We start from the raw sequence: 21,295 nt of genomic DNA on the forward strand, positions 1-21,295 counted from the left end.
CTCGCGCCCTCGCACCGCCCACGCCCCCACGCCCCCCCTGCCGACCGGACCGGCCGCTTTCACCCACGAAGGACGCGGCCTAGACCGCCGCGACCGCCGCCCGTACGCCCACGCGGGTACGGGTGGCCACCAGGCGGCCCTCCTGCGGATATGCGTGCCAGGTCCGCCAGCGGACCTGTCCCTGCTGGCACTGCGCCAGCATCGCGGTGAAGGCGTGCGGCGAGCCGGGGAACGTACCGGCAAGGCCGTGCGGATGCTCGGCCACCAGCGCGAGCAATTCCTGTGCACGCCCCGCGAAAGAGCCGCGTGACAGCGTCTCGACATGGGCGGCGAATTCGTATTCCCAGTCGCCGAGCCGCTTCGCCACACCCAGCGGCAACGGTGTGCTGCTGCCCGGCATGCAGGCGACCGTTTCGGAACAGGTGCCGCGTTCCTCCTGGAGAAGCACCTGGTGAGAGGCGCCGAGCAGTCTCAACTGCAGCGATGCGCCGTGAAGTTGGAGATCGAGTACGGCGAGGGCCGGCAGGGGTTCCCTGCCCAGCGCCCAGGCCAGGTCGGAGGCACGGGTATCGGTGTACGCCGTCTGCAAAGTGGTGAGCATGGGTCGGCTCCGCAAGCACGCAGTGGAATGGTGGGCCGGCCCGCCCGTTGAAGGCCTGGGATGTCCGCATGCCTGCCGGCTCGTGCCCACGTGGGATCGGAGAACGTGGGGGATTCTCCAGGGAGAGGGAATCATGAAAGCCCTGTCGCTCACAGCGCTTTTACCCATCTTCGCCGGGTTTCCATCCGCTCGGGGGCCCTGCAGTTCAGTTGTTCAACAACCAAGCGCCTGGCGGGTGTTGATGAATTCATCAGCACCCGCCAGGCGCATATGCGGAAAGCAACTACCCTTCCGTGCAAGTGGAGTTGAAAGGGCCGCCGTCTCAGGAGCCGCCGCCGCCACCGCAGCCACCGCCACCACCACCGCCACCGCAGCCGCCGCCTCCTCCGCAGGAGGAACCGCCGCCGCACGAGTGGCCACCGTGGTGCCCGCCACCGTGGTGCCCGCCGCCCAGGCCGGAGCCCCCGTCACCGCCGGCCCACCAGCTGCCGCCAGAGCCGCCGGTTCCACGTCCGCCGGCGCCGCCCCGCGAAGCCAGGGCCACCAGGCCGATCACCGCTGCGCAGATCACCAGGAAAATCACGATCCCCATCTGCCTCACACTCCTTTCGCTCCCCCGAAGCGAGGCACCCGCTCCGTCCGGCGCCCGGTGCGCCGCTCCGGCGCCGTCCCGCGCCGGGACCGTCCTCGTCGACGGCCGTCACTGTCTTTCGTGCGGGGCTGATGCCCGGCCCCCGGGATCTCAAAGCACAGTTGAGGAATTTCTGAGGGTTCTCACGGGAGATCGGCCCCTTACCTGCGCAGATGGGCAGTTCAGGGGCCGTCCGCGCCTCACTGGGCCGTCTGTGGGCCGTCATCTCCCGGAAGGGAGGCCCCAAAGATCCCGTCGATGGCACGACGGGCGCGCTCTCGGCTGTCGGGCATCAGATGGGCATACACGCGCAACGTGAGCGCAGGATCGGCATGCCCCATGTACTCGCTCACGGCCTTGATGTTCTCGCCCGCGTCAAGCAAGGCAGATGCGTAGAAGTGCCTGAGCGCGTGCATGCCGTGCTCGCGGGCTCCTACGTAGCGCTCCCCTTCCTCCGCCTCCGGAATGAAGCCCGCCTCAGCGAGCGCGGGCTTCCAGTCCTTGGCGTTGAAGTTGCTCCGCCACACCATGCCGCCTTGCTCAGCGGTGAAGATGAGCCGGGAGGACACCTTCGGCCCCTCCGGCGTGTCCCATGGCAACGTGATCTCTACGGGCTTACGGACATCCATGTGCGCCCGGAGAGCTCCCGCCACCGAGTCAGGCAACGGCACATCCCGCTTCTTGCCGCCCTTTGGGAGAGCGAACACCGGCCGTCCTTCAACGTGCTTGATCTGTCGGACCACATGGAGTGTGTGCCCGTCAGCGTCGATGGCGTCCTCGGCCAGCCCGAACACCTCGCCCTGACGCAAGCCGCACCCTGCTCCGACATCGACCATCGCCCGGTACGGCTCCAGAAGAGCCGCTCGAACGGCGAACACCTGGGCGGACACCCACGGGACTACCGGGTGTGCGTCGGCCTTGGGCAACCGCACGCTCCGCGCACTGCACGGATTGCGCGACAGCAGCGAGTCATCGACAGCAGCAGACAGAACCGACCGAACGTCCGCGAAGATGTTCCGGGTATAAGAGGGGCCCACGCCCGGCTTCGTTTCCAGCACGGCGAGCAACTCCCGGATGTGCTCGGGCCGGAAGGTCCCGACCGGCCGGGAGCCAAGCACCGGGTAGGCATGCAGCCTCAGCCGCCGGCCGAGTTCCTTCCGGGCCGACGGACTGGGCGTCTTACTGTCCAACCACTTCTCCGCGTACTGCCGGAACGTGATCCGTACGGACTTCGGATCGGTGTACTGACCGCGCGTCATGTCCGTCTCAATGGCACTGAGCCACTTCTCGGCACGCCGCTTCTGTCCATCGGGAAAGCTCTTGGACTTCTCGGAGCCGTCGGGGCCGACGTAGCGGGCTCGATAGCGGAGGCCGCTGCCGTGGCGGCCGGTCTTGACGCGGACGGTCTTGCCGTTGGCGTTGGCCTCGGTCTTGAACCAGCGGTCTTGGATATGGCCGGCCATTGGGCACTCCCAGGGCATGGAGGAGGGGCACGACCATCTGGTCGTGCCCCTGGCGTGGTTGTAGGTCAGGCCGCTTCGTCGGCGGCCATGCGCTCGGAGGTCCAGCTGTGGACCGCTGCGGGGTCGTAGCGCAGGTGCTTGCCTACGCGGAATCCGGGCGGCCCGGTGCGCTTCTTGCGCCACTGGTAGACGGTCTCCAGGGGGACGCCGAAGAGGGAGGCGATGTCCTCGGGGGTGAGGTATCGGTCGGGGAGGCCGCCCCGGAGGGCGGCGGTTGCGCTCGCCATAAGAGGTCTCCCTTGATCGCATACGGGACGGCGGTGAGGTCTCGCAGGCTCTGTCACGCCTCAGCCGGGAGCCTGCGTCTGTCCGAGGTGCGGATTTCTGCGTCATTGCGTCATCAGCGTCATGCGGGCTTCTGACCTGTGGTTTTGTGTGACGCAGTGGTTAGGGGGTGCGTCATCGGTGCGTCATGGGCTGCGTCATTGGATGACGCAGATGACGCAGGATGACGCAGAGCCCGCCGTCTGCGTCATGGCTGTAGCCGCAGGTCAGGGGCCGTTTTTCGGTCTGCATGACGCAGATGACGCAGCGTCTTCCCTCTTAGGACAAAAGAGGGGGTGTCTGTTGTGGTGCGGTGCGCCTCAAAGCGTGAAGAAGGAGCCGCTTCGCGGCGCGACCATCTGGCGGCGTTCCGCCGAACAGCAAGAGGAGCACGTCTGCCCGGTGGTGCTCCTCTTGCTTGTACGGGCGTTGCGCGGCTCGCGGGTCAGAACATCCGCTTCTCCTCGTGTGGGGGAGGGGTGGCCGGGCGGGTCATTTCGAGGTAGCGGCCCTCGCTGGTGCGGCCCGAGTCGATGAGGACACCGCGAGCGGCGAGGGTTGGCTGGAGGCGCTTGAGCCGGTCGGAGAGGACTTTGCCCGTGGTCGGCCATCCCTTGGGCAGGGGGCGCAGTTCGTCGCCGCTGTAGAGGCTGCTGAGGCAGTGGAGCCACTCGGTGGATGTCATCCGCTGCTCCGCGCCCGCCTCAAGGGTGTCGGCGTGCCTGAGGACGGTCTGCGCGAGGAGGTCGCCCTCGATCACGTCGTCGTTCAGGTCGTCCAGACTGGCCCGGTAAGAGGTGAGCGCCCCCAGGCCGGTTGCCGCATCGAGCTGCGCGCACAGGTGCGCGAAGTCGGCCATGCGCAGGTCGGTGGGGGTCTCCGCGTCGGCGGCGCGGACCTTGACCGTGAGGTCCAGGAGAGACCCGAGAACGATGGGCAGAACCTCTGCGTACTCCGCCCACAGTTCGGCCTCGGTGCGCCGGACGCGGGGCCGCTCCAAGCGCAGCGGCAGGAGCCGTTCCGCGAGGTCGCCCCGAAGGACGCCCACATCGATACCGGTCAGGAGCAGGGGGCGGCGGTAGCCGACGCGGAACACGTCCCCGTCGGTGAACAGGGCACGCTTGACGTTCTCGGCGCCGGTGACGATGCAGCACATGGCGTCGGACAGGTCCGGCGTCATGTGAGAGAGGTTGTCCAGGGCGGTGACCCACCCAGCCGCCACCGCCGCGATCAGGCTCTCCTCCTCCTTCGGCGCCCGTCGCAGGTCACCGCTCATGCCCTCGATGATCCTCAAGAGCATGCGTCCTGCGGTGGACTTGCCGGCGCCCTGGGGGCCGGTGAGGAAGGGGGCGGGGACGGGCACGGCCGGTCCGAGGCAGCCGATCAGCCAGGAGAGGGCCAGGCATTCGGTCTCCGCGTTGGCGAAGTTGGTCAGCCTCAGTAGCAGGTCGATACCCTTGCCGTCGGTGTCCTTGGCCGGCAGGGGCAGTTCCCCGGTGAGCTGGGTGCGCCGCCAGCACACCTCGCGCGGGTCGGGGACGGCGATGTCCCAGCCGATGGGGTGGATGCGGACGGACTGCCCGTCATCGCGGCCCAGGTCCAGCCACGTCGCTCCGTCGAATCCGGGGGCGACGCGGATGTTCACGGGCTGAACGTCCTCGGTCAGTGCGAGTGCTTCGATCAAGTCCAACGCTTCCTTGAGTGCGGTCCCGTTGAACACGCCGAGCCCGTCCTTGTACAGGCCGACCATGAGTTCCTGGCGGTGGCTGCCCGTCGTGCCCTGCGAGCGGATCGGGCGGGCCACGGGGTGGCCGTTCTTCTGCGCGTACACGGTGCCGTCGGCGGTGCGGAAGTACCGGAAGTGCTGCTGCGCGTAGTCGGTGATGACCTCGCGGGCGGGGTTCTTCTCGTCGTCGGACATGTCACAGTCCCAACCGGGTGCGGGCGTTGGTCCACGCGTCGGTGCAGTGCCGGGCGGATTCGCCCTTGGCCTGCGCGGCGGTGAACAGCCGCGCGGTGTGCGCCTCGGTCAGGCAGCCGCACCGGCCGTGGGTGGACAGCACGGCGAGGAACGTCCGGTACACGGTCGCGTGGACCGCGCTGCGGGCCTCGGTGATGCGCTGCTCGGCCATAGCGATGCCACGGTCCAGGTAGGCAGGCGTGCGGTGAGGGCACTCCCCGCCCCCGACCAATGCGGGCACGGTGACGGCCGCCGGTCGGACTGTGGTCGGCTCCTTCACGGTCAGCGCGCGCACGACGTCCGGCAGTGCCGTGAGGGTGCCGGTGCCGGGGCCGAGCCAACGGGCATAGCCCATAGACGACTTGATGTCGACACCAGGCCGCAAGGCGTTCGCGGACTGCATCGCACCCTGGTAGATCCAGTGCTCTCCCCGCGTGGTGGGCACGGTGCGGGTGGCGGGGAGCGTATGCCGGGCCCATGCGATGGCGTCGGCGTCGTCGAGGTCGACGACGGTCAGCCCTGCCCCACCGGGGTGGTAGGCCATCGCCTGAGTCTGTTGCCACACCGGCGCCCACAGGCGTCCACTCAGCACGTCGGGGTCGGTGGTGGCGGCGGCCCAGGCGTGGCATGGGTACGGGCAGGTGCAGGGGCCGGGAGTCTTCATGTTCGGCCGGCCGCCGCAGGCATTGTCGCGGCAGGCGGGGCAGTTTCCGAATGGGACCTTCCCCGCCCGCAGGGGAAGCACGGGCAGGCCGCCGGCTGCGAGACGGAGGGCGGTGCGCAGGTGTGCGTTCGGTGGCGCGGGCCGGTTGACCTCTCGCCGGATGGCGCTGAGTTGGGTCATGCTGGCGACCTCCAACAGGTCTGTTGTGGACGGTTGGGCAAGGGCGGCCCCGGACTTTGGCGAGACGGGGGCCGCCCTTGGTGTCACTGGTGGTTGTTCGTCTTGGCCCACACGCCGGTCGTGCGGCTGTGGACGTTGCGCTGGTCCTGGTGGACGGGGCCCTGGTAGTGGTGGTGGATGTCCGGGGCGGGCTTGGCGCGCTTGGCGAGTCGTCCGAGGGCGAGTACGAGGGCGGTGGGGGCGCCGAACACGAGACCGCACACCACCGGGTCGGCGAACTGGGACACGTACAGCAGGACGGCCGCTGTGCCGCCGACCATGGCGGTGGTGGCGCCGCCGGCGAGCATGAGCACGCTGGCATCGGTGGCGCCCTGGCTCATCGGGGGCCGTCCGGGCTGAGCGACGGGCGGGGTGTCGCCGTGTGCGGGGGGAGGGGTGTCGTCGCGGTAGGCGGTGGGCCGGTAGGCGTCGGCGATGATCCGCCGGGCCTCGGCATCGGCCTGAAGCTCGCTCAGACCGGCGCCCGTGGAGGCCGTTTGAGGGGTGGTGTCGGGGTGCATGCGGAATCCCTTCCGGCGCGTGACCAGGGAGGCAGAGACACCCCCTTCGGGGTGCCGTGTGGAGGGGTGTTTGAGGGGTCTGACCTGCGTGCCTCCCTGACTCCCTGAACGATCATTTGTCCAGGTCAGGTCCAGGGAGGTGGGTCAGGGAGGTGTTCAGGGAGTTCTCCCTGCCTCCCTGACCCGTCGGCGGCGCGCTCCCTGTCATCCGTCGGCGGAAGCGGAATCCTCGCCGTCGCGGTTGGCGAGGGCGCGGGTGACGCGGTCGCGGGCGACGACCATGACGCCGTCGGACTTGTAGGGCTCGGCGTCGGCGTCGTCCAGGACGCGCTTGAGGTCGATGAACGACCAGCCGCCGTAGGCGTCCGCGTTCCGCGTGGCGAGTCGCGCGAGCACGTCCTTGGTCCGCACGCGGGGTGCGTCGCCGATGACGGCGGCGATGTCGGCGAGCGGGTCGTGCTCTTCTTCTCGTTCGATGGCGTGCAGGGTGGTGACGCCGTCGCGCAGGGCCTTGGCCCGGTCGGTGATGTTCTCGGCTGCGTCGTCGTCGATGTAGTGCGTGCGCACGGTGATGGACGATTGTCCGGCCGGGATGGTGACGCCGTCGGAAGCGACGACCAGGGTTCCCCTATCCAGGCCCGGACGCAGCAGGTTCGGAGCCGCCCCGCCGTCGACGGCCTTGTCTCCCAGGGCCATGCGGGCCTGGGATTCGGTGCCCAGGGCGAGGGAGGCGCGGGTGTGGGCGCCCTCGCGGACCAGCTTGGGCAGGTTCTCGTTGGTGGGGTCCTGGGTGCCCTGCCACATCAGGACGTTCACGGCCCGTCCCTGGTTGTGGATTTTCCGGACGGCCATGAAGTAGCGGGAGTTGGCCTTGGACCCGCCGTAGGGGCGCTTTTCGGCGTCCTTGGCGGGGCACATGAACGCGACCTGCGCTTCGTCGACGAGCACGATCAGCGGCGGGAACACGGTGCCGGGCGGGGCCTGGATGCGTCGGTTCATCTCGCTCACGGCGCCCTCGACCATCTCGGTCACCTGGATCACGTGCTCATCCGTCGGCCCCTGGATCAGGGTCGTGGCGAGACCGTCGAACATGTTCCAGTCGCCCACGCCCTTGAGGTCGCCCATGAGGAACTGCACCGACTTGTCGAGCGCGAGCCACAGGGCCAGGGAGCGCAGGGCAACGGTCTTGCCCTGGTTCGACAGGCCCGTGATGAGCAGGTGGCGCTGGTAGAGGCTCAGCGCGGCGGCGTCGCCGCGCAGGTCCTGGCCCCAGGGGGCGCGGCCCTTGGCGTAGTCGGCGGTCATCGTCTCGTCGGTGACCAGCGGGGACGGGCCGATCGGCTCATCCAGCGCCCCGGAGTCGGCGACCCACAGCCGGACCGTGCGGGCCGCCTGCGGGATGGTGATGAACACTTCGTGTTCGTGCCGGGTGAGGTTCTCGGCAAGCTTGCGGCGCTTGCCCTGCACCTCATTGGTCGACACCCCGGAAGGCAGGGTCACGTCGACCTCGACACCGCATCCGGCGATCCGGATCGGTCCCAGCATGCTCGCGCCGGCGTCGCCCATCTCCTTGATGGCTCGCGCCAGGGCGGGCACTCCGAGGTCGCGCAGGGCCTTGACCACGATGGACGGGGTAATCGGCTCGCCCTCGTCCGACCGCGCGTTCGCCGGGAGCGCCCAGTTCGGTGCGGCCTGCTGCTTGCGGCCCACCGACCACAGGGCCAGCAGAGCCAGGAACGGGCCGATCGCCAGCGCCGGGCCCCACACCACCCGCACGATCCGGATCAGCAGGGCGATGAAGTCGACCGTTGCCGACAGCGGGGTGATGACGTCGCCGACGTGGCCCGTGTTGAGAGCCATGACGACGCCGAGGGCGACCAGGACACCGACGCTCATCCCGGCGCCTACGGCGACACCCTTGGCGGCCTCCACGGGTGAGTGCAGGAGGTCCATGCGGCGGTGGTGGCGGGCGGCGCGGAAGCGCTGCAACCGCTCCTCCCAATCTTCCGCCGCTTCCAGATTTCCCGCGGCTTCCGCCGCCCGGATCATCCGTTCGTAGCGGGCACCGGTACGGCCGTCCCAGGTGCGGCGGGCCACGATCCGGCCGCCGTTGAGGGTGTAGAGGCTGTGACGTGCCGCCGCGCGGACCGTCGCCCTGGTCGACTCGTGCATGGCGGCGGTCTTCACCGCACGTCCGGAGCGGACCCACAGCGGCACGGGCCGGGCCGGCGGCGCGTCGGGCACGACGGTGAGCACGGTGGGGGCGGTGTCGGGGGCCGGGGGGTCGGTGGACTTGTGGAGGTGGACGACGTTCTCAGACATGCTGGAAGTGCTCCTGACTGCCCCTTCGGGGGCGGGAGTAAGGGAGAGAGCCGGGGTGGCCGTGTCCGTGGAAAGAGGCGGCCACCCCGGCGCCGGGAGCGGGCTGGTCACCACCAGCCGGAGAACTTCTTCTGTGCCTTGTTGCGGGCGGCCTCGGTGATGAGCCGCTGACGCTCGCCGTGCAGGGCGGTCAGCTCCGCGTTCAGCCGCATCTCGGCAGCGGAGCCGGTGGAGTCGATCTGCTCCTCGGCACGGCCCGTGCTGCGGCCCCGGGCGGCGCGGTAGGAGCCGCCGGCCAGGGCGCGGGTCATGGCGCGGCGCTCGCGGCCGTTCATCGGCCACCACTCGCCCCGGCGGACCGCTTCCAGCTTCTTCTCGGTGGCCCGGATCTCACGGTCCAGGCGGCGCAGGTCAGAGGTGCCCATCAGGTACTCCTCAGGGATTCGGACGGATCGGGGTAGATGCGGCGGGCGGCACCGGCCGCGCGGATTGCCGGTCAGTCGTCGGTGTCGAACGTGGCGTAGGGGCCGTCGCTCACCTTGGGGGCGTGCATCACGCTGTCGGCCGCGGCGAACAGCGCGGCGCCCGCCGCGGCGGCCACGGCAAGGCCGGGGTGTCCGGCGTCGGTGGCGAGGCGGGCTGCGCCCTGCGCCGCGGCGTTCACCTTCAGCGCGTTCGCCGGGTTGTTGGTGGCGCTCATGATCCGGTCGTACAGGCCCATCTCGGAGGGTCCTTTCAACAGGAAGAGGCAAGTCAGGCAGCACGCTGCGCGTCGTCGGGGTACGCGCAGCGGGTGCACATGCCGAGGGAGCGCGGGATGCAGTACCCGGCATCGCGGCGGCAGTTGGGGCAGATGCGGCGGGCCGCGTTCGCCTTGGAGAGGGCGGCCCGCTTCGCGGGGGTCATCGGGCGGACCGGCTTGGCCAGGTCGACCCGGTAGAGGTAGGCGACCAGCGGCGCACGGCAGCGGCGCGGTCGTTCGAGCTGAGCGGCCACGTCCTGACCGCCAGGGCGTAGCCCCAGGGCCCGTAGTTGGCGGCGGGTGGAGTAGCCGTCCGGGGCGAGGCGCCACCGGAACACCGGCAGCGCCCCCATCACGCGGCCACGCGCTTCCACGCGGCCCGCAGGCGGACCTCGGAGGCGGAGTGGCCGGCCGCGCGGAAGCGCGTGGCCATCTCGCGGTAGGACAAGGCGGGGTACTCGCTGTGACGGATCTCGTCGACCAGCGCGTCCAACTCCGCGTCGGTATACGCGGGCGGCGCGTCCAGCGTGAGCGCCGCGACCGGCTCCGAAGGGCCCCAGACCGGCAGCTCCCACCGGGGCGTGCCGCCAGGTGTGACGGGGGTCGTCACGCTGGTCAGCGCCCTGCCGGTGTCCGCACCGTCCCGCGCTGTCTCCAGCGTCGACCATGCCCGCGAGAGGCTCTGAGCTGTCTTCGCTTGGACGCGTGCGACGCGGGCGCCCGCCGCCGTCACGGCCGTCAGCCGGGTCTCCTCGGTGACTGCCTGCGCCTTCAGCCGGGCGCGGGCCACGGCCGCTTCGTCGCGAGCTTCCTGCTGGATGCCGCGGATCGCGCCGAGCGCGCCTGGGGTGAGCGCGGTCCGCTCCCACAGCCCGTGCACCAGCCACAGCGCCTTGGCTGCGATGGGCAGCCACGCCACGGCCAGCCATGCGCCGGCGGACTCCTCGACCGTGAGCGCGTGCGCCACCAGGACGCCGGCAGCGACCAGGCCGAACAGCCAGCCGACGCCGGTCACCGCGCGGCGGTGGTCGCCCTGTGCAGCAAGCCGGCGTTCGTAGGTGAGGGTGGCCAGCCATCCGCCGTCGATCCCGAGACCGACGACCAGGGCGACGGGCCACGGCACCGCCGCCCCCAGCCACATCACCACCACGGCCAGGGTGAGGACCATGGACACCGTCGTCATCGCGACGGCGGGCAGGACGGTCTTGGTGGTCTTGGCGTTCATGCCGTGTCCCCCGTCCCGGCCTGGTTGGCCAGCTCACGGCGAGCGGCGAGCACCTTGCGCCGGGCCCGGCGGATGCGGCGGGCGTCCAGCTCGTTCGGGAGCCGGTCGAGCGTCATGATCTGCGCGTCCAGCAACTCGACCTCGGCGGAGATGACCGGCATCTCCCGCTCGATCTGGTCGAGTTCGGCGTCGGTCGGCTCCAGGTCGATCGCGGTGGCGGTGGAATGGTCCTGGGCGGGGAGAATGAGCTTCATGGGTCGTGGTTCCTCTCGAAGTGACGGCCCAACAGCGGCTCCGGTGTTCCAGCACCGGAGCCGCGCCGTCGTATGGGGTGGATTCAGACGGTGGCGATGATGAGCGCGGCGACCAGCAGCCAGAGGTGATGGAAGGACTGGTCCAGCGCGTAGGCGCCGGTGCCGAGCTGGGCGGCCGGGCCGCCCTTGGCGGTGACGGGGTGCGCGGGGTGGGCGGCGGTGCCGAGGCTGTAGAACTCGGCCTTGCCGGTGACCTTGGCCAGCCAGGCGAGGGTGGAGCGGCGATCGGCCCACCAGTGCGTCACGGCGTCCACGCCCATGCCGGCCACCAGGCCGACGGCGGTGAGGCTCAGCCCGAGCAGGGTGGCGACCAGGGCGAGTAAGGCGAGCTTGGTGGCGGTCAGGGTGGCGACGTGTCGGATGCCGGCCAGGCGGCCGATCCAGCCGGGCTGGCCCTTGGTGGCCGACTGGCAGGAGGTCTGCACCCAGTGGTCACCCACGCTGTGAGCGACGTAGAGGGCGATGAAGACGGCGGCAAAGGTGGCAACGTGCACGGCGGTGGACTCCTGTCCGAGTGAAGGTGAAGGGGGCGCGGGTGGGTGTTAGCTGATCTGGACGTATCCGCTGGTGACCCGGCGGCGGACGTTCAGCTGCGAGGCGCCCGTGATGCGCGCGCAGCCCGAGGTGACGTTGACGGTGAGGCGGCCGGTGGCCTGCGCCGTCGCGGCCATCCGGACGTTGCCGGAGGTGACGTTGAGCCGGGCGGCGTGGCCGCTGTAGGCGCCGATGCCGAGGTTGCCGGAGGTGAGGTTGGCGTCCAGCGGGCCGGTGACCTCGTTGACGATGACGCTGCCGCTGGTGGCCGTCACGTCCAGGTCGCCGACGCGGTCAGCGACCAGGGCGCCGGAAGTGCCGTCGTACTCCAGCCGCGCGAGCGTGCCCCTGATGGTGGTGTCGGCGCTGTGCGTGCTGATCAGCGCCACGGACTTGGCGGGCAGGTGGACTTCGGCGGTGATCGGGGTGACCGCGTCGCCGGCCGGGCCGGTGGCGGTGACCTCGCGACCGTTGACGAAGACCTTGCCGCCGGCATTGCCGGAGACGTAGACGTTGCCGCCCACAATCTGCACGCCGCTGCCGCCGGAGAACGTCATGGTGTTGCCGCCCATGCGGATGGTGGTGCTGCCGCTCATTCCGCCGGCCACGTCCGGGACGCGGACCGTGAGGTTCTGCCCGGTGAGGCTGACGGCGGTGTCGCGGATCGCGTCGGCGGACGGGCCTGAGGTGGCCTCGGTCTTCAGCACCACCCGGGCCTGCTTCAGCGCCGGGTCGACGACGACGCGGATGCTGCCCGCGTCCATCCTCAAGTCCAGGGCGATCGGGCCGCTGGCGTCCACGGGGATTGTGCGCTCGGCCATGGAAGAACTCCTGTAAAGCGAAGGGATGTTCCGGCTCCCCTCCACCCCGCCCGTACAGCGCTCAAGGCGCCGGACGGGCGGAGGAGGCAACCGGCCCGCTTCGAGGGGAAGCGGGTAGTGGGTCGGTGCTCCGATTCGCAACGGCGCTGCTCGTTCCGGGGAGTTCCGAAAGTCCCGGAAGTTGTCGCAGTTTCAAGGTGTGCCGTGCGGTTCTTTAGAGCCGATTGCGTGTCCCCCTACGCGGGGTGTGGGGCCCGGTTGTGACACCGGGCCCGGTCTCGATCGGCTGGTCTCCACTCGCCTCGGCCGGAGCTGACACGGCCGTCGCACTGCGGTGGATCACGCTGTGGAGTTGTCGTTCACTCAGCCGTTGGTGAAGCCCTTCCGGGTTTCGCGTTCCGGCGTGAGTTCAGATTGACCTAGGTCAATCTGCCTGTCAAGGAGGTTCGCCGAAGGATCTGAGATTGACCTAGGTCCGGTTACCCTCGGGGGCATGGATCTGAGCCCCGAAGCGCCCAAGCAAACGGCCAAGGAGATCGCTGCCGAGTACCGCGCGAAGATTGCGGACCCGAACAACGAGGACTACTCGCCAGGGAAGCGACTGCCAGCCGCTCGCCAGCTCGCCAAGAAGCTCGGCGTGCAGCTCATGACTGTGCAGAGCGCGTACAGCCAACTCCGGGATGAGGGCTTGGTTCTCACCCAGCAGGGGCGCGGGACGTTCGTACGCGACCCATCGGCGCCGCTCGGCACCGAGGCGGGCAGTAGCCCCGCCTTCGCCGCCCTGGCGGGAGAGCTCAGCTCGATCCATGACGCTCTGCGGCTTCTCGGTGAGCGTCTGGACCGGCTTGAGGAGATCGTGAGTAGCGAGACGCCACCTTCGCGGTGAGTACGTCGGCGCGCCTCAGCAGCCCTTCGGTCGTGGCCCGCGCCTCGCCCAAACTCGCTTTGATCAGCGCGAGTTCAGCGGAAGTGAGGCCCGCTAGCGCATTCTTTCGCTCATTGATCCCCGGCATGTGAATGAGCATGGTTCCGCGAACGGCAGAGGACCCGGACAGACTGTCCGGGTCCTCTTTCCTTGCAGGTCAGTGGTGTTGACGGTTCGTCATCGGGTTACTTCATCCACGGCATCCAGTACCGCAGCCCATGGAAGATCCCGTCCGGGCGGCGCATCACGGGGCTCGTACAGCGGCCATACGTCCGGCCCATAGATCAGCCGCACACCGGCTCCCCGCAGGGCTTCGAGGTGGCGCTGCCACGCCGGGTGGCGCGCGTGCGCCGCGTTCACACGGGGGAAGACGACAATCGGCAAGCCGATAGTCCCGATGGCTTCGCCCACCTGCGTCAGAGCCTGGTTGTCCATGAGTCCGCTCGCGAGCTTTGCGACCATGTTGGCCGACGCTGGAGCCACGACGTAGCAGTCAACAGCTGGGTGCGGTCGGGCCTCGCCGGGGAGGCGCGGTTCGTCACGGACGGGTAGGCCGGTCAGCTGCTCCAACCGCTCTGTCTCGCCGTTCATCCGAAGCCAGACTGCCGCCGTCGGCGTCAGCGTCACAGCCGTCTGCCACCCACGTTTCACCGCGGGCTCAACAAGGCCAGTACGGATCGACTCCACACCGCCGGCCGCCGAACCGACGACTCCCAGTACCCCGCGCTTGCTCGAACTCACTGCACCGCCCTGCACCGTTGGGCCATCACGAACACCTCGGACGAGCGAGAGCCGCCGCTCACGGGCGACTGTTTGATCAGGTCCCTCAGCGTCTCGCGCACCCTGGGATTGTTGCGCACGAGCTGCGGCGCCGTACGTTCGGCGGTACGCAGCTCGGTGAACGCCTGATCGCCATGCCCGGCGAGGGAGAGCGCGCGGCTGTAGTCGATGCGGTGCGAGACACTGCGCTCCTGCGGCATGTGGTCGACGTCGATCCGGCCGTTCTCGACCACGTACGACACGTTGTCCAGGTCAAGCTCGATAGACAGCCGGTGGAGGATCACGTTCGTGGGGCCGAAGCCGGTTTGCCAGTAGTTCTCGTCTGAACCGAGATCGTCAGCGAGTTGTTCGGCACGGTCTAGCAGGCGGGTTGCAGTCGGGCGGTCCTGGTGCCGCGCCGCCGCGACCGCGGCCCGTAGGTGGATCATCCCGAGCAAGCTGAGAGCAGACGGATCGCTCTCCGCTACCTGGGAGGCCAACCACGTCGCCGTGGTGTTGCCCAGCTCCATCGCAGCTTCGTACCGACCGTTGGCGAGCAGCGCGTGCGTGCCGGACCGGGCGGCTGAGGCGAGGACCAGAGGATCGTCGGACTCGTCCGCCGCGCGCATCGCCCGTTCAGCGGCCAACCACGAGACGTCAGATTCTCCGACCTTCGCGAGCGTCGTAGCCGCGAGGTGATGCGTGCGGGCCGAGACCGCCCAGCAGTCACGGCGGTCCTCGCCCCGGCGTCCCGCACGGTCCTCTAGCTCTTGCGCCGTCTGGAGAAGCGCCGGAAGGGCCGCGATCACGCTGCCGAGCCGCCCGCCCTGGTAGTCGTTCCAAGCGTGCTCCACACGCACCGCCACAGGGGCAGGAGTAGGGAGCTGAACGTCCGCCTCTGGTCCGAAGAGCAAGCGCGAGAGCCGCCGGGGGCTCATGAGCGCATCACGTACGGCCGGTACGTCGTCCTGGTGCTTCTCGTCCTCCACTAGAAGGGTCTGGCCAAGTAGGTCACCAAGCGGCACGCGCAGGATGCGCGCCAGTTCCGCGAGCATGTCGATTCGCGGCGGCTTCCTGCGGCCGGTCTCCGCCTTCGCGAGCCAGTCAGTGCTACGGCCGACCAGTCCGGCCAGCACCTCTTGCGTGTAGCCGCGACGCTTCCGGTAGAACGCGATGCGCTCGCCGATGCTGAGGTGATCTCCAAGACCACGCATTCGTGCTGCCTCCTGGTCATCGGGGCCTGACTCACGGTACCGAGCCGGATCGTGGAGTGACATGGGTCCCCACAATGGGGCTCAGGTAAAGGGTGGGTGAGCAAACGCCAGGGGACCCAGACAAGATGTCTGGGTCCCCTGGGTTGTTGAGGGGTGCTCGGCGAGGGGCCGCGCGGGCCGCGGTGTGCAGCTCGCGCAAGGTCCCTTCGGCCGCTACGGAGCTGGGGTTGCAGAGGCGAGCGTGTGACGCGCCGCGGTCGTGAACTGGTCACGAGTACGTTCGCGCGCTGCCTGGTTGCGCTTCAGGTCGTCGACGATCACCGCTGCTCGTTCAAGGAACCCTTCGAACTCTTCCAAGTCTGCGTTTCCGCGAGAGATCGCAGCCTCAGCGAGTTCCTCAGCCCGCTCGAAGCTCTCGAACAACGCGGCCGCTCCTTGGGGCACTCGACCGATCTCCTCGGGTTCCGCGACCATCTCTTGCATCTGCCTTGTGGCTTCGTTCATGGCCTCCGCAGCGGCACTCATCGCTGGCCCTGTCTCGTTCGCTATACGTCTGCCAGCCGGAACGTAAGACTCTAGGATTTTCAGCAATTCGGTAGCGATGTCTACGTCACGCCGAATGCTGTCGGCGAGCTCCTCCGCAGCCTGAGCCACCTCTGAGGGGCCCAGGATGTCGATCCTCCGAGCCCGCTCTGTCATGCGCCCAGCAGCTTCCTTCAGCGGGTTGGGCCCCGGCGACTCGGAGTCCCCCGGCAGACCCACGGAGTGAAGGATGCGAAGACACTCGTCCCAGGCCGCTAGGAAGCCTTCGTACGCCTGAAAACGCTGCTCCCGAAGCCAGTGGGCTTGATCGACGTCGGCTTGATCGCGAACTTGCTGCAAGGCAACTTGTGCACTGATCAAGGCCCCCTTCTTTGCGGCCCGCGCGCCAACGACTGTGCCAGCCAGGCCGAACGCCGCAGCCACCAGGGCGAGAACAAGTTCCTTCATGACCAGACATCTTCGCGGCGACGACCACCAGGCGGAACAGAGTGCCGCGCTTCTAGCCAAACCAGAGTCTGTAATCTGCCCTTGCGCACGCTTAGAGAGTGCCTCAGCCTTGCTTTGCCTCCTGGTGAGCAGGAAGGAGCGGGCTCAGACGCCGGGCCGTCTGTGGGCCGTCGAAGGAAGGCCGGCAAGGACCGACAACGACCACCAACGACGACTCCGCCGCAGGTCAGAAGCCCTACCTCGGGCGTCACCGCAGGCCCCCACGCCCGTACGTGAGTTGAGGAATTCCAGAGGTTCGACGGAGGATGGCGCCCATGGACCGACCGCTGCTGAACCGCCGCCTCGCCGAATTCGGCACCACGATCTTTGCCGAAATGTCGGCACTCGCCGTACGGACCGGCTCCATCAACCTCGGCCAGGGCTTCCCCGACGCCGACGGACCGGAAGAGGTCAGGGAGGCAGCGGTGCGCGCCCTGCGCGACGGCCGCGGCAATCAGTACCCACCCGGCCCCGGCATCCCCGAGCTGCGCACCGCCGTCGCCGCCCATCAGCAGCGCTTCTACGGACACCTCGGACTCTCCTACGACCCCGACACCGAGGTCCTGGTCACCGCGGGCGCCACCGAGGCCATCGCCGCCGCCCTGCTGGCGCTGCTGGAGCCGGGCGACGAGGTCATCGCGCTGGAGCCGTACTACGACTCGTACGCGGCCTGCATCGCGCTGGCGGGCGGCCGCCGCGTCCCGGTGACCCTGCGCGCGGACCCCGGGTCCGGTGCCTACCGCCTCGACCTGGACGAACTGCGGGACGCCATCACCGCCGACACCCGCCTGATCCTGCTCAACACTCCGCACAACCCCACCGGCACCGTGCTGTCCCGCGAGGAGCTCGCCGAGATCGCCCGCCTGGCCTGCGAGCACGATCTCCTCGTCATCACCGACGAGGTCTACGAGCACCTCGTGTTCGAGGGCGAGCACCTCCCCCTCGCGTCGTTCCCCGGAATGCGCGAACGCACCGTCACCATCGGCTCGGCCGGCAAGACCTTCTCCTTCACCGGTTGGAAGGTCGGCTGGGTCACCGCAGCTCCGGAGCTGGTCAGCACGGTCCGCTCGGCCAAGCAGTTCCTCACCTATGTCTCCGCCGGGCCCTTCCAGTACGCCGTCGCCGAGGCACTCGCCCTGCCCGACAGCTACTACACCCAGCTGCGGGACGATCTGCGGTCGAAGCGCGATGTCCTGGCCCGCGGGCTGTCCGAGGCCGGCTTCGGCGTCTTCCGCCCCTCCGGCACCTACTTCATCACCACCGACGTCCGCCCCCTCGGCCACGACGACGGCTTCGCCTTCTGCCGCGCCCTGCCCGAACGCGCCGGCGTCGTCGCCATCCCCAACGCCGTCTTCTACGACCACAAGGACCAGGGCGCGCCCTACGTCCGCTTCGCGTTCTGCAAGCAGGTGGAGGTTCTGGAGGAGGCGGTCAGCCGTCTGCAGAAGCTCTGAGGGGCCGCGCGCCCCGCAGACCGCTCCGCCGGACCGCCCCGCACCGTGACACGCAGACGCGGGCCCCCGGAGCCAACCGCTCCAAGGGCCCGCGCAGCGGGGTGGGTGGGGGACGGACGGGGCTCAGGCCTCGTCGTCACCCTGCTTCTTGTCGGAGTCGCCTTCGATCTCGGCCTCCAGGCCGAGCTGCTCGACGATCCACTTGTCGAATTCGATCGAGGCGCGGACCCAGCTGACCGTGCTCGACACAAAGTGTTCGAGCGAGACGCCGGTGCCGATCAGCATCGATGCCTCACCGATCAGACGGACCGTGCCGTCGTCATGGGTGTGGGTATAGGCCTTGGGCCACAGCGTCCGGCGGTTCCAGTCGTCGATCGCCTCCAGCAGCTTCGACTTGTCGTCGATGCCGTGGGCACGGTCGTAGAACGTACGGACGGAGAAGATCTGCTGCTCCTCCTCGCCCCGGAACATGAAGTACGTGCGGAACTGCTCCCACGGAGCGGCGAGGTCACCCTCCTCGTCGACGACGTACTTCAGCTCCATCTGGTCGAGGAGCTGCTTGACCAGGTCCTGGTCAGGCACGACGGGACCCTCAGGCCCCGAGGGCTCGGGTTCGGGCTGGCCCCCGAAATTCGGAATCGAGGACGGGTCGATGCTCACCGTGGAATTCCCTTCGTATGGTCCCTGCCATCCTCCCCCACATCCGCCCCGTCCTGGCAACCCGGGACGGAGCGGATGCGGGCAAGGTGTCGGTCAAGGAAATGATCAGGGACACGGCCGGGCCGCGCAGCCGTATCCCCCGGCACCGGTCAGGCCGCGGCCCGCCCGCCCGGCTCCACCGACAGCTGATCGCCGTCCACGTCCACCCGCACGGTGTCCCCGTCCCGCACGTCGCCCGCCAGGATGGCCCGGGCGAGCGGGTCGCCGATGGCCGTCTGGACCAGACGGCGCAGCGGCCGGGCGCCGTAGGACATGTCCGGGGCGGGGGCGTCGATGACCGGCTCCTGGCCGAGCCAGGCGAGCCAGGTCAGGGCACGGTCGGTGACGTCCAGTGTCAGACGGCGGTCGCCGAGGCGGCGCTGCAGGTGGTCGAGCTGGATCCGGGCGATCCGCTGGAGCTGGTCCGTGCCGAGCGGGTGGAAGACCACCACGTCGTCGAGCCGGTTGAGGAACTCGGGCCGGAAGGAGCTCCGGACCGTCTCCAGCACCTTCTCCTTCTTCTGGTCCTCCTTGAGCAGCGGGTCCATCAGGAAGGTGGAGCCGAGGTTGGAGGTCAGGATGAGGATGGTGTTGCGGAAGTCGACCGTGCGGCCCTGGCCGTCCGTGAGCCGGCCGTCGTCCAGGACCTGCAGCAGGACATCGAAGACGTCGTGGTGGGCCTTCTCGACCTCGTCCAGCAGGACGACGGAGTACGGGCGGCGGCGGACCGCCTCCGTCAGCTGGCCGCCCTCCTCGTAGCCGACATAGCCGGGCGGCGCCCCGACCAGCCGCGCGACGCTGTGCTTCTCGCCGTACTCCGACATGTCGATACGGACCATCGCCCGCTCGTCGTCGAAGAGGAAGTCCGCGAGCGCCTTGGCCAGCTCGGTCTTGCCGACACCGGTCGGGCCGAGGAAGAGGAACGATCCGGTGGGCCGGTCCGGGTCGGCGATGCCGGCGCGGGTACGGCGTACGGCATCCGACACCGACCGGACGGCCTCGGTCTGGCCGATCAGCCGCTTGCCGAGCTCCTCCTCCATCCGCAGGAGCTTCTGGGTCTCGCCCTCCAGCAGACGGCCGGCCGGAATGCCGGTCCAGGCGCCGACCACATCCGCGATGTCGTCGGGACCGACCTCCTCCTTGACCATGGACTCCTTGGAGGCCTCCTGCTCGGCCTCGGCGGCCGCCGCCTCCTCCAGCGCCTGCTCCACGCCCGGGATCTCGCCGTAGAGCAGCTTGGAAGCGGTGTCGAAGTCGCCGTCGCGCTGGGCGCGCTCGGCCTGGCCGCGCAGCTCGTCGAGCTTCTCCTTGAGCCCACCGACCCGGTTGAGGCTCTCCTTCTCCTTCTCCCAGCGGGCGGTCAGACCGCGCAGCTCCTCCTCCTTGTCGGCGAGGTCCTTGCGCAGCTTCTCCAGCCGCTGGAGCGAGCCGGCGTCGGTCTCGTTCCGCAGCGCCAGCTCCTCCATCTTGAGCCGGTCCACGGCGCGCTGGAGCTCGTCGATCTCCACGGGGGAGGAGTCGATCTCCATACGGAGCCGGGAGGCGGCCTCGTCGACCAGGTCGATGGCCTTGTCGGGCAGGAAGCGGGAGGTGATGTAGCGGTCGGAGAGGGAGGCGGCGGCGACCAGTGCGGAGTCCGCGATCTGCACCTTGTGGTGGGCCTCGTAGCGGCCCTTGAGCCCGCGCAGGATCGCCACCGTGTCCTCGACGGTCGGCTCGGCGACCAGCACCTGCTGGAAGCGCCGCTCCAGCGCCGGGTCCTTCTCGATGCGCTCGCGGTACTCGTCCAGCGTCGTCGCGCCGACCATCCGCAGCTCACCACGGGCGAGCATCGGCTTGAGCATGTTGCCGGCGTCCATCGAGGAGTCGCCGCCGGCGCCCGCGCCCACGACGGTGTGCAGCTCGTCGATGAAGGTGATGATCTGGCCCTCGCTGGACTTGATCTCCGCCAGGACGGTCTTCAGCCGCTCCTCGAACTCACCGCGGTACTTGGCGCCCGCGACCATCGCCCCCAGGTCGAGCGCGACCAGCCGCTTGTTGCGCAGCGACTCGGGCACATCGCCCTTGACGATGCGCTGCGCCAGCCCCTCGACGACGGCGGTCTTGCCGACGCCCGGCTCACCGATCAGCACCGGGTTGTTCTTCGTACGGCGGGAGAGCACCTGCACCACGCGCCGGATCTCGTGGTCCCGGCCGATGACCGGGTCGAGCTTGCCCTCGCGGGCGGCCGCCGTGAAGTCCGTACCGAACTTCTCCAGCGCCTTGTACGTGCCCTCCGGATCGGCGTTGGACACCCGCTGCCCGCCGCGGCTCGCCTCGAAGGCGGCCAGCAGCTTCTTGGCGGAGGCGCCCTGCTGTTCCAGCAGGGCGCCGGTGCGCCCGCCCTTGGCGGCGATACCGATGAGGAGGTGCTCGGTGGAGACATAGGCGTCACCGAGCTCCTTGGCGCGCTGGGTGGCGTCCGCGATGGCGGAGAGCAGATCGCGGTCCGGCTGCGGCGGCGCGACGGTCGAGCCCTGCACGCTGGGCAGCGCGGCGAGCTGCCGCTCGGCTCCGTTCCGCAGTGCGGCGGCGTCCGCCTCGACGGCGGACAGCAGGTCCATGATGTTCTCGTTGTCCTGCCCGGCCAGCAGCGCGAGCAGGAGATGGGCGGACGTCATGTCCGCATGCCCGGCGGTGACCGCCCGCTCGTTGGCGGCGCTCAGCGCCTCCCGGCTCTTGTTGGTCAGCTCGGCGTCCACGTCCTCGCGATCCTCCTCGACTCGTCCTGAACAGCCTCTTCGCCCAGTCTGGGCCCCGTCCGTGCAGTGACCGGCACATCCTGCTCATGCCGGCGTGCGATAAGTTGAGTCTATTCCACTCAAGGTTGCTTCA

Annotated in this window: 22 protein-coding genes; 2 read left to right on the plus strand and 20 right to left on the minus strand. The window is 69.3% G+C overall.

Annotated elements, in window-relative coordinates; genetic code table 11:
• Positions 1-79: 79 nt before the first annotated feature.
• From ACWGI6_RS09480 to ACWGI6_RS09550, 15 genes are all read right to left on the minus strand, one after another.
• The gene (locus ACWGI6_RS09480) at positions 80-601 is read right to left on the minus strand and encodes a DUF2617 family protein (protein ID WP_393909422.1); all 522 of its coding nucleotides are present in this window, start codon (positions 599-601) and stop codon (positions 80-82) included.
• Positions 602-923: 322 nt separating this feature from the next.
• The gene (locus tag ACWGI6_RS09485; RefSeq protein WP_453266938.1) at positions 924-1,193 is read right to left on the minus strand and encodes a hypothetical protein; all 270 of its coding nucleotides are present in this window, start codon (positions 1,191-1,193) and stop codon (positions 924-926) included.
• 239 nt (positions 1,194-1,432) lie between these two features.
• Entirely contained in the window at positions 1,433-2,695 is a 1,263-nt protein-coding gene (locus ACWGI6_RS09490; protein WP_453266939.1) for a tyrosine-type recombinase/integrase, read from the minus strand.
• A gap of 65 nt (positions 2,696-2,760) precedes the next feature.
• Positions 2,761-2,982 carry a helix-turn-helix transcriptional regulator gene (locus ACWGI6_RS09495; protein WP_453266940.1) on the minus strand — a complete coding sequence of 74 codons (222 nt, stop codon included), beginning with the start codon at positions 2,980-2,982 and terminating at the stop codon, positions 2,761-2,763.
• 482 nt (positions 2,983-3,464) lie between these two features.
• Positions 3,465-4,940, minus strand: coding sequence for an ATP-binding protein (locus tag ACWGI6_RS09500; RefSeq protein ID WP_453266941.1), 1,476 nt, complete (start codon positions 4,938-4,940; stop codon positions 3,465-3,467).
• 1 nt (position 4,941) lies between these two features.
• Positions 4,942-5,823 (minus strand): bifunctional DNA primase/polymerase, encoded by an 882-nt coding sequence (locus ACWGI6_RS09505; RefSeq protein WP_453266942.1) that lies wholly within the window; start codon positions 5,821-5,823, stop codon positions 4,942-4,944.
• 83 nt (positions 5,824-5,906) lie between these two features.
• Positions 5,907-6,383, minus strand: coding sequence for a hypothetical protein (locus ACWGI6_RS09510; protein WP_453266943.1), 477 nt, complete (start codon positions 6,381-6,383; stop codon positions 5,907-5,909).
• A gap of 204 nt (positions 6,384-6,587) precedes the next feature.
• Positions 6,588-8,705: an FtsK/SpoIIIE domain-containing protein gene (locus ACWGI6_RS09515; RefSeq protein ID WP_453266944.1), complete on the minus strand. Its 2,118-nt coding sequence runs from the start codon at positions 8,703-8,705 to the stop codon at positions 6,588-6,590.
• Between the two features lie 107 nt (positions 8,706-8,812).
• Positions 8,813-9,130 (minus strand): hypothetical protein, encoded by a 318-nt coding sequence (locus tag ACWGI6_RS09520; RefSeq protein WP_453266945.1) that lies wholly within the window; start codon positions 9,128-9,130, stop codon positions 8,813-8,815.
• Between the two features lie 71 nt (positions 9,131-9,201).
• Positions 9,202-9,426, minus strand: a complete 225-nt coding sequence (locus ACWGI6_RS09525) for a hypothetical protein (protein WP_453266946.1) — start codon at positions 9,424-9,426, stop codon at positions 9,202-9,204.
• A 32-nt stretch (positions 9,427-9,458) separates the two neighbouring features.
• Positions 9,459-9,800 carry an RRQRL motif-containing zinc-binding protein gene (locus tag ACWGI6_RS09530; RefSeq protein ID WP_453267005.1) on the minus strand — a complete coding sequence of 114 codons (342 nt, stop codon included), beginning with the start codon at positions 9,798-9,800 and terminating at the stop codon, positions 9,459-9,461.
• Positions 9,800-10,672 (minus strand): protein spdB, encoded by an 873-nt coding sequence (locus tag ACWGI6_RS09535; protein ID WP_453266947.1) that lies wholly within the window; start codon positions 10,670-10,672, stop codon positions 9,800-9,802. The genes ACWGI6_RS09530 and ACWGI6_RS09535 overlap by 1 nt, the downstream gene beginning before the upstream one ends.
• Positions 10,669-10,926 (minus strand): DUF6284 family protein, encoded by a 258-nt coding sequence (locus ACWGI6_RS09540; RefSeq protein ID WP_453266948.1) that lies wholly within the window; start codon positions 10,924-10,926, stop codon positions 10,669-10,671. The genes ACWGI6_RS09535 and ACWGI6_RS09540 overlap by 4 nt, the downstream gene beginning before the upstream one ends.
• A gap of 83 nt (positions 10,927-11,009) precedes the next feature.
• A complete protein-coding gene (locus ACWGI6_RS09545) occupies positions 11,010-11,480 on the minus strand; it encodes a transcriptional regulator (protein WP_453266949.1) in 471 nt (156 codons plus the stop codon).
• A 48-nt stretch (positions 11,481-11,528) separates the two neighbouring features.
• Positions 11,529-12,341: a DUF4097 family beta strand repeat-containing protein gene (locus tag ACWGI6_RS09550; RefSeq protein WP_453266950.1), complete on the minus strand. Its 813-nt coding sequence runs from the start codon at positions 12,339-12,341 to the stop codon at positions 11,529-11,531.
• Between the two features lie 493 nt (positions 12,342-12,834).
• Here ACWGI6_RS09550 and ACWGI6_RS09555 point away from each other — a divergent pair, with 493 nt between their 5' ends.
• A complete protein-coding gene (locus ACWGI6_RS09555) occupies positions 12,835-13,227 on the plus strand; it encodes a GntR family transcriptional regulator (protein ID WP_453266951.1) in 393 nt (130 codons plus the stop codon).
• Between the two features lie 216 nt (positions 13,228-13,443).
• Here the strand turns inward: ACWGI6_RS09555 and ACWGI6_RS09560 are convergent, their stop codons facing one another.
• The 3 genes from ACWGI6_RS09560 to ACWGI6_RS09570 form a co-directional block, all read right to left on the minus strand.
• Positions 13,444-14,007: a flavoprotein gene (locus ACWGI6_RS09560; protein ID WP_453266952.1), complete on the minus strand. Its 564-nt coding sequence runs from the start codon at positions 14,005-14,007 to the stop codon at positions 13,444-13,446.
• Complete coding sequence (locus ACWGI6_RS09565; RefSeq protein ID WP_453266953.1) at positions 14,004-15,239, minus strand: helix-turn-helix domain-containing protein; 1,236 nt, start codon at positions 15,237-15,239, stop codon at positions 14,004-14,006. The genes ACWGI6_RS09560 and ACWGI6_RS09565 overlap by 4 nt, the downstream gene beginning before the upstream one ends.
• A 213-nt stretch (positions 15,240-15,452) precedes the next feature.
• Entirely contained in the window at positions 15,453-16,229 is a 777-nt protein-coding gene (locus tag ACWGI6_RS09570; RefSeq protein WP_453266954.1) for a hypothetical protein, read from the minus strand.
• Between the two features lie 314 nt (positions 16,230-16,543).
• Between ACWGI6_RS09570 and ACWGI6_RS09575 the strand changes: the two genes are divergently transcribed.
• Positions 16,544-17,722: a pyridoxal phosphate-dependent aminotransferase gene (locus tag ACWGI6_RS09575; protein WP_453266955.1), complete on the plus strand. Its 1,179-nt coding sequence runs from the start codon at positions 16,544-16,546 to the stop codon at positions 17,720-17,722.
• 123 nt (positions 17,723-17,845) lie between these two features.
• On the opposite strand, the gene ACWGI6_RS09580 is transcribed toward ACWGI6_RS09575, so the two are convergent.
• Positions 17,846-18,382 (minus strand): YbjN domain-containing protein, encoded by a 537-nt coding sequence (locus ACWGI6_RS09580; RefSeq protein WP_393909425.1) that lies wholly within the window; start codon positions 18,380-18,382, stop codon positions 17,846-17,848.
• A 149-nt stretch (positions 18,383-18,531) separates the two neighbouring features.
• On the minus strand, positions 18,532-21,162 hold the full coding sequence (gene clpB, locus ACWGI6_RS09585; RefSeq protein WP_453266956.1) for an ATP-dependent chaperone ClpB: 2,631 nt from the start codon (positions 21,160-21,162) through the stop codon (positions 18,532-18,534).
• Positions 21,163-21,295 lie beyond the last annotated feature (133 nt).

The organism is Streptomyces sp. NPDC054786, assembly GCF_053611685.1.

Coding starts and splice junctions, on each gene's coding strand:
- ACWGI6_RS09505 (WP_453266942.1), bottom strand. CDS start 5,823: ATGACCCAACTCAGCGCCATCCGGCGAGAGGTCAACCGGCCCGCGCCA.
- ACWGI6_RS09525 (WP_453266946.1), bottom strand. CDS start 9,426: ATGGGCCTGTACGACCGGATCATGAGCGCCACCAACAACCCGGCGAAC.
- ACWGI6_RS09575 (WP_453266955.1), top strand. CDS start 16,544: ATGGACCGACCGCTGCTGAACCGCCGCCTCGCCGAATTCGGCACCACG.
- ACWGI6_RS09535 (WP_453266947.1), bottom strand. CDS start 10,672: ATGAACGCCAAGACCACCAAGACCGTCCTGCCCGCCGTCGCGATGACG.
- ACWGI6_RS09555 (WP_453266951.1), top strand. CDS start 12,835: ATGGATCTGAGCCCCGAAGCGCCCAAGCAAACGGCCAAGGAGATCGCT.
- ACWGI6_RS09495 (WP_453266940.1), bottom strand. CDS start 2,982: ATGGCGAGCGCAACCGCCGCCCTCCGGGGCGGCCTCCCCGACCGATAC.
- ACWGI6_RS09530 (WP_453267005.1), bottom strand. CDS start 9,800: ATGGGGGCGCTGCCGGTGTTCCGGTGGCGCCTCGCCCCGGACGGCTAC.
- ACWGI6_RS09570 (WP_453266954.1), bottom strand. CDS start 16,229: ATGAAGGAACTTGTTCTCGCCCTGGTGGCTGCGGCGTTCGGCCTGGCT.
- ACWGI6_RS09510 (WP_453266943.1), bottom strand. CDS start 6,383: ATGCACCCCGACACCACCCCTCAAACGGCCTCCACGGGCGCCGGTCTG.
- ACWGI6_RS09500 (WP_453266941.1), bottom strand. CDS start 4,940: ATGTCCGACGACGAGAAGAACCCCGCCCGCGAGGTCATCACCGACTAC.
- ACWGI6_RS09540 (WP_453266948.1), bottom strand. CDS start 10,926: ATGAAGCTCATTCTCCCCGCCCAGGACCATTCCACCGCCACCGCGATC.
- ACWGI6_RS09480 (WP_393909422.1), bottom strand. CDS start 601: ATGCTCACCACTTTGCAGACGGCGTACACCGATACCCGTGCCTCCGAC.
- ACWGI6_RS09485 (WP_453266938.1), bottom strand. CDS start 1,193: ATGGGGATCGTGATTTTCCTGGTGATCTGCGCAGCGGTGATCGGCCTG.
- ACWGI6_RS09490 (WP_453266939.1), bottom strand. CDS start 2,695: ATGGCCGGCCATATCCAAGACCGCTGGTTCAAGACCGAGGCCAACGCC.
- ACWGI6_RS09565 (WP_453266953.1), bottom strand. CDS start 15,239: ATGCGTGGTCTTGGAGATCACCTCAGCATCGGCGAGCGCATCGCGTTC.
- ACWGI6_RS09550 (WP_453266950.1), bottom strand. CDS start 12,341: ATGGCCGAGCGCACAATCCCCGTGGACGCCAGCGGCCCGATCGCCCTG.
- ACWGI6_RS09515 (WP_453266944.1), bottom strand. CDS start 8,705: ATGTCTGAGAACGTCGTCCACCTCCACAAGTCCACCGACCCCCCGGCC.
- ACWGI6_RS09520 (WP_453266945.1), bottom strand. CDS start 9,130: ATGGGCACCTCTGACCTGCGCCGCCTGGACCGTGAGATCCGGGCCACC.